The 14,584-nt window shown below is 71.9% G+C and carries 12 protein-coding genes; 6 read left to right on the top strand and 6 right to left on the bottom strand.

The window, feature by feature from the left end:
• Positions 1–2 precede the first annotated feature (2 nt).
• Positions 3–1,007 carry a hypothetical protein gene (locus O0S08_RS31635; protein WP_269033090.1) on the bottom strand — a complete coding sequence of 335 codons (1,005 nt, stop codon included), beginning with the start codon at positions 1,005–1,007 and terminating at the stop codon, positions 3–5.
• 210 nt (positions 1,008–1,217) lie between these two features.
• On the opposite strand from O0S08_RS31635, the gene O0S08_RS31630 reads away from it, so the two are divergent.
• Positions 1,218–2,231, top strand: coding sequence for a GmrSD restriction endonuclease domain-containing protein (locus O0S08_RS31630; protein ID WP_269033089.1), 1,014 nt, complete (start codon positions 1,218–1,220; stop codon positions 2,229–2,231).
• Positions 2,232–2,282: 51 nt separating this feature from the next.
• Here O0S08_RS31630 and O0S08_RS31625 read toward each other — a convergent pair whose 3' ends face one another.
• Positions 2,283–3,041 carry an MBL fold metallo-hydrolase gene (locus O0S08_RS31625; RefSeq protein ID WP_269033088.1) on the bottom strand — a complete coding sequence of 253 codons (759 nt, stop codon included), beginning with the start codon at positions 3,039–3,041 and terminating at the stop codon, positions 2,283–2,285.
• A gap of 463 nt (positions 3,042–3,504) precedes the next feature.
• Between O0S08_RS31625 and O0S08_RS31620 the strand changes: the two genes are divergently transcribed.
• Complete coding sequence (locus O0S08_RS31620; RefSeq protein ID WP_269033087.1) at positions 3,505–5,337, top strand: glycoside hydrolase 5 family protein; 1,833 nt, start codon at positions 3,505–3,507, stop codon at positions 5,335–5,337.
• A gap of 29 nt (positions 5,338–5,366) precedes the next feature.
• Here O0S08_RS31620 and O0S08_RS31615 read toward each other — a convergent pair whose 3' ends face one another.
• Positions 5,367–5,948, bottom strand: coding sequence for a HutD/Ves family protein (locus O0S08_RS31615; RefSeq protein ID WP_269033086.1), 582 nt, complete (start codon positions 5,946–5,948; stop codon positions 5,367–5,369).
• A gap of 485 nt (positions 5,949–6,433) precedes the next feature.
• Between O0S08_RS31615 and O0S08_RS31610 the strand changes: the two genes are divergently transcribed.
• Together O0S08_RS31610 and O0S08_RS31605 are read left to right on the top strand one after the other, a co-directional pair.
• Positions 6,434–8,083 carry a hypothetical protein gene (locus O0S08_RS31610; protein WP_269033085.1) on the top strand — a complete coding sequence of 550 codons (1,650 nt, stop codon included), beginning with the start codon at positions 6,434–6,436 and terminating at the stop codon, positions 8,081–8,083.
• Entirely contained in the window at positions 8,080–9,249 is a 1,170-nt protein-coding gene (locus O0S08_RS31605; protein ID WP_269033084.1) for a pyridoxal phosphate-dependent aminotransferase, read from the top strand. Before O0S08_RS31610 ends, O0S08_RS31605 begins: the two co-directional genes overlap by 4 nt.
• Positions 9,250–9,374: 125 nt before the next feature.
• Here the strand turns inward: O0S08_RS31605 and O0S08_RS31600 are convergent, their stop codons facing one another.
• From O0S08_RS31600 to O0S08_RS31590, 3 genes are read right to left on the bottom strand one after another with little or no spacing between them, the layout of a single operon-like run.
• Positions 9,375–9,656, bottom strand: coding sequence for a hypothetical protein (locus O0S08_RS31600; protein ID WP_269033083.1), 282 nt, complete (start codon positions 9,654–9,656; stop codon positions 9,375–9,377).
• A gap of 31 nt (positions 9,657–9,687) precedes the next feature.
• On the bottom strand, positions 9,688–10,560 hold the full coding sequence (locus O0S08_RS31595) for an MBL fold metallo-hydrolase (protein ID WP_269033082.1): 873 nt from the start codon (positions 10,558–10,560) through the stop codon (positions 9,688–9,690).
• The gene (locus O0S08_RS31590) at positions 10,548–10,859 is read right to left on the bottom strand and encodes a hypothetical protein (RefSeq protein WP_269033081.1); all 312 of its coding nucleotides are present in this window, start codon (positions 10,857–10,859) and stop codon (positions 10,548–10,550) included. The genes O0S08_RS31595 and O0S08_RS31590 overlap by 13 nt, the downstream gene beginning before the upstream one ends.
• A gap of 419 nt (positions 10,860–11,278) precedes the next feature.
• On the opposite strand from O0S08_RS31590, the gene O0S08_RS31585 reads away from it, so the two are divergent.
• Both O0S08_RS31585 and O0S08_RS31580 read left to right on the top strand, forming a co-directional pair.
• Positions 11,279–11,824 carry a hypothetical protein gene (locus O0S08_RS31585; protein WP_269033080.1) on the top strand — a complete coding sequence of 182 codons (546 nt, stop codon included), beginning with the start codon at positions 11,279–11,281 and terminating at the stop codon, positions 11,822–11,824.
• Positions 11,825–12,726: 902 nt separating this feature from the next.
• Entirely contained in the window at positions 12,727–14,463 is a 1,737-nt protein-coding gene (locus O0S08_RS31580; RefSeq protein ID WP_269033079.1) for a DUF4215 domain-containing protein, read from the top strand.
• The last annotated feature ends 121 nt before the right edge of the window (positions 14,464–14,584 follow it).

The raw sequence follows: 14,584 nt of genomic DNA, 5'->3' as shown, positions 1-14,584 counted from the left end.
TGTCAGGGAAAACGCAGCTCGATCGCAAACGCCCCGCGGAACGCGACCGGCGCCGCCCGATGCAGGTCGCCGTCCTCGCCGCGCAGGCGAAAGCGCGCGGCCAGCAGCGGGGCGGCGAGGCCGAGCTGGAGGCCGAGGGCGAGGCGCGGCACGGGGACCCACTGCACGCGAGCGTCGGCCAGGACGGCCAGCCACACCACGCGGTCGACGGTGGGCGTGACCACGCCGACGCCGCGGCCGCGCATCGCCCCCAGCTCGAGCCCGGCGCACAGCGGGAACTCGACGCGTCGCAGCGCCAGCCGCGGGCACGCGAGCAGCTGCGCGGCGGTCAGCCGCAGGTCGCCGCCGGTGCCGGTGCCTGCCACGCGGACCGATTGCTCGAGCCAGTGCCCCGCGCCGACCTCCGCGCGCACGCGGCGGGCGAGGAAGCCGAGGCGGACCACGAAGCCGGGCGCGGGGCGAGGCAGGGCGCCGACGTCGAGGCCGGCGGCGACCGCGAGGGTGCCCCGCAGCGCGGGCGCGGGCCTGCCGACGGGACGCGCGAGGTCGGTCGACGGCGGCCGGGCAAGAGGCGGGGCGGCGGGCGAGTCGCGGACGACGGGGACTGCGAGGGGGATGTCGTCGACGGGGCGCGCGAGCGGTGCGGCGGCGGGGGCCGGCTCGGCGAGGAGGTCCGGATCGATCGCCACGGCGATCATCAAGGCGGCGGCGTCGACCAACAATTCGCAGCGCTCGGCGACGACGGTGCGGGCGACGGGAGCGGCGTCGCGCGGCTCGAGGATCAGCTCGAGCTCCCAGCGCCGGTCGGGCCGACGTCGCGCGGTCGCGCGGGCGGTCACCGCCTCGGCGTCGCCGGCCGTGAGCGGGCGCCCGAGGTCGGCCACGACGGCCCGCTCCAGCGCGCCCCGGCCCGGGCAAGCGGCAGGCGCCTCCCACCGCAGGAGCTCGTCCGGCGCGGCCGGGGCGAGCCAGAGCGCCAGGGGCGCGAGGAGCTCGGGCCGCACCACGCGGCGAGTCTATCGCAAGTCACCCCGGCGCGGCGGTCGGACGCGATCGCCGAGGCGTCCGCGACACGCAGCATTGCCGGCGCGAGTGCGATGATTGGCGGGTGCGATGATTCGCCGGTCGCGGTGATTCGCGCGAGACCGCACATTCGGGGCGAAATCGCCACGACGAAAAAGTGGACGAAGGAGCGCGGCCGGGCGAGGCTCCGCGTGGTGCCTGCCTGCCCGCGGATCTCGCTCGTCGCGTTCGCCTCCTCGTGGCTGCTCGGCTGCGTGCCCGGCGAACCGGCGATCCACGCCGGCCAGCCGCCGCCCGCGGTGGTGACCCCGAGCGCGCCCGACGAGCGGCCCGCGGACGCGGCCGTGACGACGGGAGGGCAGCCGCGACCGAGCGACAGCCACCCGATGGGCCGCACAGTCAAGGCGGCGCCGCTGCTGGCCGCGCTGCCGGTGCGGTCGCCCGCGGCCCGGGCCGGCTACGCGCGCGAGCAGTTCGGGCACGCGTGGCTCGACGTCGACCGGAACGGCTGCGACACGCGCGACGACATCCTGCGCCGCGATCTGCAGGACGTCCGTCTCGAGCCGGGCAAGCGCCCCTGCGTGGTCACTGCGGGCGAGCTCGCCGATCCGTACACCGCCGCCAAGATCGCGTTCGAGCGCGGCGGCGGGGCCTCCGTGGACATCGATCACGTGGTCGCGCTCGGCGACGCGTGGGTCACCGGCGCCGCGGGGTGGGAGCCGTCGCGCCGGGTCGCTCTGGCCAACGACCCGCTCAACCTGCTGGCGGTCGCGGCCTCGGCCAATCGCGCCAAGGGCAGCAACAACGCGGCCGCGTGGCTGCCGGAGAACCTGGCCTACCGCTGCGCTTACGTGGCCCGGCAGATCGCGGTCAAGGCCAAGTACGGGCTGTGGATCACCGAGGACGAGCGCGAGGCGATGAAGGCGGTGTTGCGCGATTGCCCCGACGAGGTCGCGCCGGCGGGCGGGGGGCCGATCGACGCGCCTCCGGTCGCGGAACGGCCCAGGGCGCCCGCGAAGCCGCGGGAAGCGGCAGAGCGCCCGGCCGCGCCCGCGAAGCCGGCGCCCGCGCCGTCGCGCAGCGTCGACCCGGATTACGGCAGCTGCAAGGAGGCCAAGCGCCACGGCGCCGGGCCGTACCGCCGCGGGGTCGATCCGGAGTACGCCTATTATCGCGACGCTGACGGCGACGGCGTCGTTTGCGAGTGATGAATTGGCCACGAGGACATGTCGCGCAGGACATGTCCTCGTGGACGAGTCTCAGTACCAGTCGCGGCGGCGGACCTCGACCCCGCTGCCGGCGAGGCCGGCGTCGAGCTCGTCGAGGTTCGAATCGCGGTAGTGATACGGGTAGAGGACCTTGGGCTTGAAGGCGGCGACGCACTCGGCGGCCTCGGCCGGGGGCATCGTGTAGGGCAGGTTCATGCACACGAAGGCGACGTCGATGTCGCGCAGGGCCTTCATCTCGGGGGTGCACTCGGTGTCGCCGGAGAAGTAGACGCGGCGGTCGCCGATCGTCAGGATATAGCCGTTGCCGCGGCCCTTGTCGTGGAACAGCTTGCCCTCCTCGGGCCCGCGCTCGAGGTTGTACATCGGCACCGCCTCGACGCGGACGAACCCGAGGTCGCGCGACTCGCCGTTGGCGAGGACGACCGCGCCGGCGAGCTTCTCGGCGACCACTGCCGGCGCGACGACGATCGCGTCGTCCTTGCGCACCGCGGCGATCGCCGCCTCGTCGAAGTGATCCTGGTGGATATCGGTGACGAGCACGAGGTCGGCCTTGGGCCCGCTGAGGTCGGCCTTCGACCACGGGTCGACCCACACGACCTTGTCGCCGATCGAGAGGCGCACCGTGCCGTGGTGCACCGGGTGCAGCTCGACCCGGCCGGCGCTGGTCTCGAGCACGTCGACGCCCGCGGGCGCCGGGGCAGCGGCGGGCGTCGGCTCCGGCGAGGCGCCGCCCGGGGCCGGCGGACGGCTGCAGGCGGCGAGCGTGAGGACGAGGAGGTGGGCGCGCATGACCGCGAGGATACGAGGGCGGGCGCGCCGTCGCAACGCGGCCGCGGACGCCGCCGGTGAAGGATCGCAGCGCGCGGCGAGAGGTGTGAGCGAACGCTCCGAGGGAGGCCACGCGAGGCCATCGGGGCAGACGAGCGCCGGGACCTCGGAGGTCCTCACGGGGTCGGGCGAGGGTCGATGATGAATGTCTTGAAGGCCATGTCGCTTCGGACATGTCCTTTTGTGCAGAGTGAGAGCGAGGTGCGGCGGTGCGCTCGGTGGATTCACGCCGATCGCGTCGGGGCCCGTCCTGCTGCCCTGCGGCCCCATCGCGGGGCGCAGCGGCCCCGCGCGGCGAATGACGTGAGCTCTCCCGGGTGCGGTGCGTCGGAGCGGCGAGAATTCGCGGTGCGCCGTGATACGGGCCGCGGCTCCGCGATCGTCGACGGTGGACGCGGCCGATCGCGCCGGCCACCATCGCCGCATGACGCCCACGCCCGCGCTCCGGCTCGTCCCCTGGCTCCTCTGCGTCCTCGCGGGCTGCGTCGACGGCGGCGGCGACTCGGCGGCGACGCAGGGCCCCGCGAGCACGAGCACGGGCACGAGCACGACCGGGAGCGAGCCGACGACGACCGGGACGCTCTCGGGGACGCCGACCACGAGCACCGGCGAACCGACGTCGTCGACCGGGACGACGTCGGCGAACACGTCCGGGACGAGCGGGAGCGACAGCGAGGGCACCTCGACAGGCGCGGACACCGACGGCATCGTCGATCCGGTCGAGAGCCCGTGGGGGATCGCCAGCTCGCACTCGTCGTCGCAGATCCTCGACGTGTGGGCCGCGCCGATCGCCGCCACCGGAGTCACCTGGCTGCGCGGCATCGATAACAGCCAGCCGGAGGCGCGGCTCGACACCGCCGAGGCCAACGGCTGGCAGGTCGCGGGGATCCTCTATTATTCGACGCAGTCGCCGGGGACGTTCCCGGTCGACGATCTGCCGGGCTGGCAGGATTTCATCACCACGCTGCTCGGCAAGACGCTCGGCCGGATGTACCACTGGGAGGTGTGGAACGAGCCGCCGAACTTCACCGAGAACAAGTCGCCGGAGGCGTACGCGACGATCGTGCAGGCGGCCTACGAGGCGGTCAAGGCGGTCGACCCGGCGGTGCAGGTCGGGCTCGCGGCCCAGAGCAACCACGTCCATTGGCTCGAGCAGACGATCCTCGCCGGCGCGGCGGGGCACTTCGATTACGTCACGGTGCATCCGTACGAGATCCTCGACCTCGTCGAGGACGGCTGGGAGGCCGAGTACATGAGCATCGTGCCGACCCTGCGCAAGATGCTGGCGGCGCGCGACCCGGACAACGCGGACGCGCCGGTGTGGTTTACGGAGATCGGGCAGCCGGTGACGGCCGACATCACTGCGGAGCAGCAGGCGGACACTCTGGTCAAGGCGTACACGATGGCGATCGCGCAGGGGGTGACGCGGGTCCACTGGTTCGAGGGCCGCGACGGTGATTCGGGGCCGTTCGGGCTCCTCACCGGCGACGACCAGCAGCGCCTGTCGTACACCGCGATGACCACCCTCGTCGCGCGGCTCGGATCGATCCCCCGATACCGCGGCTGGCTGGTGCCGGGCGGCGAGTACCACGGCTTCGTGTTCGCCGGCGACGACGGCCCGGTGATGGTGGCGTGGGCCCGGCCGGGGCTGACGGTCGAGCTGACGTTCCCGGCGCCGCTGCAGATCGTCGACCCGCGGACCGGCGAGGCGTCGGAGGGCACGGCCTTCACGCTGACCGGGGCGCCGACGCTGTTCGTCGGCGTCGCCGACGATGTGCTGGCGGAGGCGATCGCCAACCGCGAGAAGCCGTTCCCGTGGGGCGGCGATTTCACCGATGCGCCGTCGATCGCATATTCGGCGGAGGGCGGCGACAGCGGGCTGCACCCGCTCGGCGCGGGGAAGCTGGTGACGATCGACGGGGTGCCGGCGCGCGACGTCGGCGACAGGCCGGCCCAGTCGTTCACGGTCGACCCCAACTTCCTGTCCTACGATACGGTGCCGATCCGCGTCGAGGCGGTGCTGCGCCGCAACGGCGCCCAGTCGGCCGGCTTCAACCTCAAGTACGAGGCAGCGAGCGGCTACAAGTCGACCGGCGGGTGGTACACGATCCCGGAGGGCGACGCGTGGGTGACCGCGACCTGGGACATCGACGACCCGCAGTTCGTCGGCAAGTGGGGCTACAACTTCGCGTTCGACTCGGACTCCACGCAGCACAGCCAGTACAGCATCCGCTCGGTGACGGTGACGAAGCTGTGAGTGACTCGCCGCAGGGCGGGTACGCGCTGTCAGACTCGCTCGAGCCGCACGAGCACGAGGTCGCCGGCGAGGGCGACTGGTGATGTGTCCTCGGGGACATGTTCCACAATTACACAATCGCCGGCGGCCGCAGGGGCGCCGCCGACGGTCGTCTGGCCGTCGACGACGTGGACGACCCAGGTCAGGCCGGGGCGGCGCTCGAGGGTCGTCGGCGCCTGGGAGCGCGTGAGGGCGTGACGGAGCTGGCCGCGGCGGGTCATGACGTTGAAGTCGCGGGTGGGGCCGCCGACGAGGGTGCAGGTGGCCCCGCGATCGCCGGAGAATGCGTGCGCCGGGCCGCCGAGGCGCAGGTGCGCCGGGGTCTCGCCGTCGACGTGGAGGTCGAAGCCGGCGCCGGCGAGGACGAGGATGCTGCGGTCGATGCCGGGGAAGTGCGAGAAGGTGCAGTCGGCGTCGACCTCGGCGACGCTGACCCGCCAGGCGAACTCGCTCGCGCCCTCGGGTCGCGCTGCCAGCTCGGTGGTCCAGCCGCCGTCGTTCTTCCAGCGGACACGCCGCTGGGCCGCGCGGGGGACGAGGACGAGGCCGGGGGGCGAGATCGGGTCGCTCACGCGGCCAGGGTATCACGGCAGTGAGCGCGGCGACTCATCGGCCCAGACATCGGCTCGTCGGCCCAGCGATCGGCCGAGAACATCCGCGGTGTCGGTCCAGGCGGCGGCGGAGAGCGGCCGCGGCTCGTCGTCCGAAGTTTCAGGGCGGCGGGCATCCGCGGCCTCGTCACCCCGGGCATCAGGCAAGGAGCATGCGTGCGCCCGTTCGACCCGGCGATTCGTAGGGGCGCATGGACATACGTCGGCCAGGCCTGTCAAGCGGTTCGATGGGGTGTGAAGATCCCTGCGCGAGACGGGTCGCATTCGTGCGTCGTCGCCGCCAGAGGGCCGACTGCGTCGCGGGGCACTGTGGAGATTGGCCGCCGCGGGCCCGAACGCGGCGGCGGGCGGGGCGCCGGGTGCTGCGATTGCGGGGACGCGAGGAAATGGCGGTTGTCGCGCGAGCGTGCGCCCGCCCGCTCGCTGCGCCTATCCTCGCACCCGTCATGACACGATTTTCCGCAACCGCGGCGATCGTCCTCGGTCTCGTCGCGTCGGCGTGCAAACCTGACAGAGCCACCACCGTGTCGCCCACCGCTGCTTCGTCGCCCGCGAGCGAGCCGGCGGCCGCGGCGGGGCCGCTCGGGACCGCGGAGCAGCGGGCGCGCCTGTTCGCGGAGATCTGGGACAAGACCGCGCGGCGCGAGGCGTTCTCGCCGGTGAAGAACCAGCGGCTCGCGCTCGACGTGCGCGGGGGCATGGAGGCGTTCGCGCCGGAGCTGGTGGCGGCGAAGACGGAGGTCGAGCTGTTCTACGCGCTGGTCAAGATCAGCAACGCGCGCAAGGATCGCCACCTCAAGGTCCGGCCGGTCGACGGCGGGCTGGTGGTCCCCGGCTGGAAGGAGCGGGCCGAGGCGCCGCTGCGCTTCGCCACCGACTACGGGCAATCACAATTCTCCGTGTTCGTGGCCGACCTCGACGAGTCGTTCTTCGCCGCGGCCGAGGTCCCGCGGGTGCCGCAGCGCGGCGATCGGGTGGTCGGGGTCGACGGGCGGCCGCTCGCCGAGTACGTGGCGAGCGTCGAGCCGTACTACCCCTATTCGACGCGCGAGAACTTCTGGTGGAACCTGTCGGCCCAGCTGAACGTGCGCAGCGGGCAGCTCCCGCCCGACCGCTTCGGCGAGCGGGTGACCTACGAATTGCGGGCGAGCGACGGGACGACGTACGAGGTGGCGCTGCCGTGGCTCCCGCCCGAGCAGGTCCGCTGGGCGGGGCCGCAGCGGCCCGAGTACCCGGGCATGTCGCTCGCGTACGCGACCGAGACCTACGAGCTGTTCCGGCCGACCGACGGGCGCAAGGCGGTGCTGCTGCGCTGGCTGGGGTTTCGGCGCGCTCTGGTGGCGGACGTCGATCGATTGATGGCGTACGCCGAGAAGGAGCGGCTGCTGGAGCACGCGCTGATCGTCGACGCGACCGGCTCGCGCGGCGGTTCGCTCGGGGTGTACGCGATCCAGCGAATGACGGGTCGGCCGTTCAAGTCCACGCTCGGCAACCTCCGCCTGAGCGACGTGGTGGTGCCATTCGTGGCGCAGAAGCGGGCGGAGCTGGTGGGCGGCGGAGCGACCGACGCCGGGGTGTTCGAGAGCGACGACGGCGGGGCGCGCCTGCTGGCGTGGCTCGAGGGCTCGGTGATCCCGGCGCTGGAGGCGGGGCGCAGCTTCAGCGAGGCGGTGCCGTTCAAGCTGGCGCACCTGCCGGCCGACTCGGACGGGGTGGTGAAGCCGGCCGCTGTCCACTTCTCGGGGCCGCTGGTGTGCTTCTTCGGCCCCGGCGGCGGCTCGCACCTCGACCAGTTCGCGGCGACGATCGTCGACAACGAATTGGGCCACACGATCGGGATGCCCACCGGCGGCTTCAGCAACACCTGGGAGTGGTCGGAGGTGCTCAAGATGCCGGGCACGGACCGGCCGCTGGTCGAATTCATGTGGTCGATCGGTCACACGATCCGCCCGAACGGGGAGATCCTCGAGGGCAACCCGGCCGAGGTCGCCGAGCGCCTGCCGCCGACTGCGGCCAACTATTCACAGTACCACGCGCTCCTGCTCGAGCGGGCGTACGCCCACCTGGACGGGCGCGAGGGGCGGAGCCGGCGATGAGGACGATCGACGCGGTCGATGCGTCGCTGACCGTGGCGATCGCCGACGCGGCGGCGGCGAGGCGCGCGGCCGGCGAGCCGATGATCGACCTGTCGGCCGGGCGCGCCGCGGAGCCGACGCCGGCGTTCATCGTCGAGGCCGCCACCGCGGCGATGCACGCCGGACACACCCACCAGGCGCCGGCCCGCGGAGAGCCGTCGTTCCTGCACGTGGTCGCGGAGCGGCTGCTGCGGGTGTATGGATTGCGGGTGAATCCGGCCGCGGAGGTGATGGCCACCGCCGGCTGCAAGCAGGGGCTGATGCTCGCGCTGCTGGCGGTGATGGAGCGCGGCGCCGAGGTGCTCGTCGAAGATCCGTGCTTCGTCAGCTACGCCCCGACGATCGCGCTGCTCGGCGGTACGCCGGTGCGCGTGGCGGCCGATCCGGCGCGGCGCTGGTGCGCGACGGGGGCGACGCTGGCGGCGGCGAGCAGCCCGCGGACGCGGGCGGTGATCCTCTGCAGTCCGCACAATCCGGCCGGCATCGTGCACACGCGCGACGATCTCGAGCCGCTGGCCCACGCGGCGCGCACCCACGATTGGGTGGTGATCGCCGACGAGGTGTACGAGGCGGTGACGTGGGGCGGGCGCAGGCACACGCCGATCGCGTCGCTCCCGGGGATGCGCGAGCGGACGATCGGGCTGATGTCTTTGACCAAGAGCCACGCGATGGGCGGCTGGCGGATCGGCCACGCGTACGGGCCGGGGCACCTGATCGCGCGCATGGTGAAGGCGCAGCAGCACCTGTCGACGTGCGCGAGCTCGATCGCGCAGCACGCCGCGAGCGTGGCGCTGGCGGCGGCCGGCGAGGCGCGGATGACGGAGCTGTGGGCGACGTGGGAGCGACGCGTCGCCGATTTCACGCGCGCCCTGGCGGGCCTCGGCGGGCTGCGCGTGGAGCCCGCGGAGGGCGGGTTCTATGCGTGGGCCGACGTCCGCGCGACGGGGCTCGACGGGGATGAATTCTGCCGGCGATTGCTGCGAGAGCAGCAGGTGGCCGCGGTCCCCGGGAGCGCGTTCGGCCCGGGCTCCGCGGGGCGGGTGCGCTTCACCGCGGTGAAGGACGACGACGAGCTGGCCGCGGCGCTGGGGCGCATCGATCGCTTCCTGCGCTTCCTGCTCGATTAAGGGCTGTCGCACCCGCAGGCGCGTCGGCCGGCGCGTGCGACGGCGACGCCGCCGGAGCGAGGCTCGAGCGGTTCGTACGAATAATGAATCGGAGCGTCGCTCCGAGCGGCCTCGTCCGCGAGGCGTCAAAGACGATGCTTCCGTGGCTCCTGCGGCGCGGACGCCGGCGTCGTCGGCGGGGCGTGCGTCGTCCGTGTTCGTGCGGCGAGTTGGCAGTGCGCGAGCTCGGCGCTCTCGAGCTCGCGGTAGCGGGCGAGCACCCCGGCGATGGGGCGTTCGAGCGGCTCGATGGCCTCGACTTGCCACATCCAATCGTTCCAGCCGGGGGCTGCGTCGCCGTGGCCGACGCGGTATTCACCGTGGGCGCCGGGGCGGCGGTCGGGGCGGCGGTCGGCGCATTCCTGCATCAGCGCCTCGAGCTGCCGCCAGGGGTCAGGCTCACGGCAATTCCATGCGCTCGAAGTGGCGGGGGATCACCACCCGGGTCCCGGGCGCGCATTGCTCGACCTCGGCGACGAAGGCCTTCAGGTCGTCGGTGACGGGTTCGTCGGTGGGCGGAGCCTCCCAGTCGTCGAAGTGATTGGCGTAGACGAGCGGCGGCCGGTCGAGCGCGCGCAACAGGCGGCAGGTGTAGTCGTCGACCTTCTCGCGCAGGCCGGTGGCGATCACTGCGATGTCGGGGCGCAGGCCGGTGAGCTCGGCCTCGATGAAGTTGGCGGTGCCGAGGAACAGGACGCGTCGGCCGGCGACCTCCACCAGATAGGCGAAGGTGCCCCCCTCGGCGTAGTCGGCGAATCGCAGCGGCAGCTGCGGCCCTTCGGCGATCTGGCCGCCGAGGAATTGATCGCCGATCTTGGAGTGGAGGCTCGGCACGACCTGCACCGACCAGCCGTCGCCGGCGATCCGCTCGTGGCCGCGGACGGGGACGATCTTGGTCGCGGGCAGGCCGCTGGCGCGCGCGAGGCGGGCGGTGCTCTCGCTGCCGATCAGCTGCGCGCCGGTGGCGGCGGCCACGGCCGGGGCGTCGAGGACGTGGTCGACGTGCGAGTGACCGATGACGATGGCGTCGGCGCGCGCGGGGGCGTGGGCCGCGATCGCGGCGGGGTCGGGCGTCAGCGGGCCGTCGAGGTCGGGGCGCGAGAAGTAGGGGTCGACGAGGATGGTGGTCGGGCCGGCGTCGAGCTGCCAGCCGGCGACGCCGAGGTAGGTCAGGGCGATCGGCGCGCGCGACCCTTCAGGGGTCGTCGAGGGGGGCGAGTCGTGGCCGCCGTGGCAGGCGACGAGCGCGAGAACGAGGGTCAGGGCACGCATGCGGCGCGTGTACGCGCGGCGGCGCGGTCCTGTTCCTCGGGCAGGATCAGCGCGCCGCACTCGGCGCAGGTCGGCGCCTCGCGGACGATGCTCAGCACCGGGCCCATGCCGACCATGTACGACATCATCAACGGCAGGCAGATGACGTAGTCCGAGGCGAGGAACGGCGAGGCGGGCAGCAAGAACAGCGGGATCAAGAAGTACAGCCGCCACCAGCGGCGCGCGGCCGCGGAGTTCTCGTACTCGACCGCCACGTCGTGCGCGCAGCGGGTGCAGTGCATGCAGGACGGGTCGACCATGCGGGAACACTAGCATGAAGGCTGGGACACGAACCCGGGTGCGGCGGGCGGACGCACCCGCGGCCGCAAATGCAGCGGGGCAGGTCGACGCGCGGTCCCAAGATGTCTTTTGGGGCATGTCCTTTGGATCGCGGCATGCCGCGCGATCCGTCGCCTGGGGCTCGACTCGCGGCGGGTGGGTCGGCGAGGCTCGACGCCCGCCATCGGCGACGAGCGTCGACGAGACGTGCGCGGGGATCGACGACGGCGCGGCGGGTGGGGCCGGCGCGGCTCGAAGTCCGTGTGTCGGCGACGAGCGTCGACGAGACGTGCTCGCGGGGCGTCGGCGCGCCGCGGGCATGTGAGCTGGCGCAACCATCGAAGCGTGCGACCGCTGCGACAGCGCGATTCGGCCGGCATCTCGGTAGCGAGAACGACAGATGCCCACGATCTACAGCTCCAACGCCCTCCGCTTCACGACCCTCGCCGCGCTGTTGCTCGCGCCCGCCTGTGGCGAGCCGGACGACTCGACCACCGGCACCACCGAGGAGAGCGACACCGGCGGCGACCCGAGCGGGAACCCGAGCGGGGATCCGAGCGGGAGCCCGAGCGGGAACCCGAGCGGCGACACCAGCGGTGGCGACACCAACGACACCAACAGCAGCACGCCGACCTCGACCACCGGCGGCGAGACCTGCTACGGCGAGTTCTCGCTCGGCTCGGTGCCCTTCTCGGGCGACCCCAGCCTCGGCCAGGCCTGCGACGATCCGGACGTGCCCAAGAACTGCGCCGACGGCACGTTCATCAAGTTCGGCACCGGCGAGTGCATCTGCATCGCCGAGTGCTCGAGCGGCGAGAAGCAGGTCGGCGAGGCCTGCATCGACGGCACCAACTGGGTGTGCCAGAACGTCCAGGCGACCAACGCGGGGATGAACGGCGGCAAGCTGTGCGTCAACTCCGAGTGGAACCTGTGCCAGGCGCCCTGACGGGTCGCTGAAGCGTCGCACACGGGCCGGACCTGGCCGCAGTGGAGGCCGCAGGAGGCTGAATTCGGCCCTGTTCTGTCCGAAGGGACATGCCGATCCTCGGCGACCCCAGCGCGCTTCACATGTGGATGACTCTCGGGTCATGTCTATTCGGACATGACTCGAGGGTCATTGTCCGTCCCGCGGCCAGGAGGCATCGACCGGTTGCTCGCCGGCTGGTGATGATTCGCCGGCGTGATTCCGCGCGACCACGGATTTCGTGGTCCTCGGGATTCGTGGTCACCGAGCTGCCGTGCTCCTGGACGCGGCCGCGCTGCGAGCGACTGCTCGGATTGCAGGGCGCGGTCTCGTCACCTGCGCGACCGCAGGACCGCGCGCGTCGGGCTGCGAGGGGCCGCTCACGCGCCGGTGGGGCGAATATCGCGAGCCCCCAATCGTGGCGACACGTCGTGGTGACACCCTCGCGCAGAGAGGCGCTGGCCCCGCCAGTGCGCTCGCTTTCGTCCCGAGTCGCGCGCCCACCGACGGGGATCGTGCGGCACGTCTCCAGATTCGAAAATTCTCACGTCGAAGGGCCGGACGGCGCTGCAGGTCGGACACCGACACTGCGTGTCGGGATATCCATGATGACATTGAATCGCAGTCAACAGGCGACGGCGTCGTGCTGGTCACGAAGGGCGAATCGCGGCCACCAGACATCAATTCCGTCGGCCCTTCCACGGCAAGATCCGGGGGTTCGTCACGCTGGGCCGTCCTGACGTGAATGTGAGTCTCATCTCTCGAGGTCGACGGACCCCGTATACCCCGTGAGGTACCGTGGGCTTTCCATGCGCGATCGCGTCCATCGCGCGATCGAAGGCCGACCGAATACACAGAGGAACAGCCGAATGACTACCCGACACTTGAGCATTGGACTGAGCACATTGTTGCTCGCCGCGTGCGGCGACAACGACGGCAACGTGACCGGCACCGCCACCGAGGGCCAGAACACCACCGACACGACCACGGAAGACGGCGGGAACCCGACGACGACCCAGACGCAGGCGTCGGAGACCGCGCCGACGACCACCGACGGGGGCGGCACCGACTCGGATTCGGGCGACACGACCACCGCGGCCACGACCGACACCACCAATGGCGTCACCGACACCGAGACGACCGCCGTCGACACCGGCCCCATGGACCCGGTGTGCGGCAACGGCGTCGTCGAGGGCAACGAGGAGTGCGACGACGGCAACGACGTCGAGGGCGACGGCTGCGAGCCGAGCTGCGTGCCCACGCCGGTGTGCGGCAACGGCATCCCCGAGCAGGGCGAGGTGTGCGACGACGGCAACACCGAGGACGGCGACGAGTGCAGCGCGGACTGCCAGACGTCCACGCCGGAGCCGGCGTGCGGCGACGGCACCGTGCAGGAGCCCGAGATGTGCGACGACGGCAATCAGGACCCGGGCGACGGCTGCGAGCCCGACTGTACGCCGACGCCGCCGGAGTGCGGCAACGGGATCGAGGAGCGGGGCGAGCAGTGCGACGACGGCAACGAGGTCAACGGCGGCCCCGGCGACTTCTGCAAGAACGACTGCACCCCGTTCTTCCCGGCGTCCTGCAACGCCCCGGCCGAGTACGTCGTCTGCGACAACGCGCTCGACCTGGCCAACAAGGCCGACAAGACCCAGGCGCACAAGGCGATCGGCATCTGCAACGACAACCCCGCGAACTCGATCCAGATCACCGACTGGAGCTTCAACGCGGTCGACAACGCGTCGTGGCAGATCGCCAAGGGCTTCGGCACCTACACGTACGATCACGACATGGACGCCAACACGCCGAACAAGCTGCTCTACAGCCCGCGTGAAGGCGACACCATGCTGATCATCAGCACCGGCACGGTCACGCCGCCGAACGGCCAGGGCGTGGTCGTCCAGCCGCCGAACTCGCAGGCCGGCTTCGTCGGCAACAACGCCAACCCCGACCTGCCGGACACGATGCCGGCGCCGATGGTCGCCAAGAACGGCAGCAACGGCGGCCTCGGCGGCACCCCGTTCAAGGGCTGCGACGGCGTCAACGACTGCTCGGACACCCTGCAGCACCAGTGGTTCGACATCGCCAGCGGCGACCCGGACGACCAGCTGTGGTTCACGTTCAAGACCAAGGTCCCGGCCGGCACCTTCGGCTACACCTTCGACTTCGTGTTCTGCTCGGGCGAGTGGCCGGTGTTCGTCGACAGCTCGTTCAACGACCTGCTGGTCGCCTGGCAGGTGGACCCGACCCCGGCCGACCCCAACGCCATGCCTCCGGTCGAGCCGTACACCGGCAACGTCACCTTCATCCCCGATCCCAACGACCAGACCAAGGGCCTGCCGCTGACGATCACCGCGCTCGATCCGTACTACCTCGGCCCGGGCTACACCTACGCCGAGCCGCAGCTGCAGGGCACCGGCTTCGAGCAGCACGCCTGCTCCGACTGGTTCACCGCCAAGGGCGGCGTCCAGCCGGGCGCCGACATCACGATCGGCTTCTTCATCACCGACATGGGCGACTCGAACTACACGAGCACCGCCCTCCTCGACAACTTCCGCTGGGACTGCGAAGGCTGCGTCCCCAGCGAGGTCGACGACTGCGGCGTCATGCCGCCGCAGTGATTCTCTGACGAGGACACGAACCGCGCGCGCGGCGGCCCGGGCCGTCGCGCGCGCCGGCGCTTTCGGGGCCGGGATCGCGGTCGCTCGCTTCGCATATGATTATGTGGACATGTTCATGAGG

Source organism: Nannocystis punicea, from assembly GCF_026965555.1.
Classification (GTDB): Bacteria; Myxococcota_A; Polyangia; order Nannocystales; family Nannocystaceae; genus Nannocystis; species Nannocystis punicea.
This window is presented reverse-complemented; position numbering and strand designations above follow the sequence as displayed.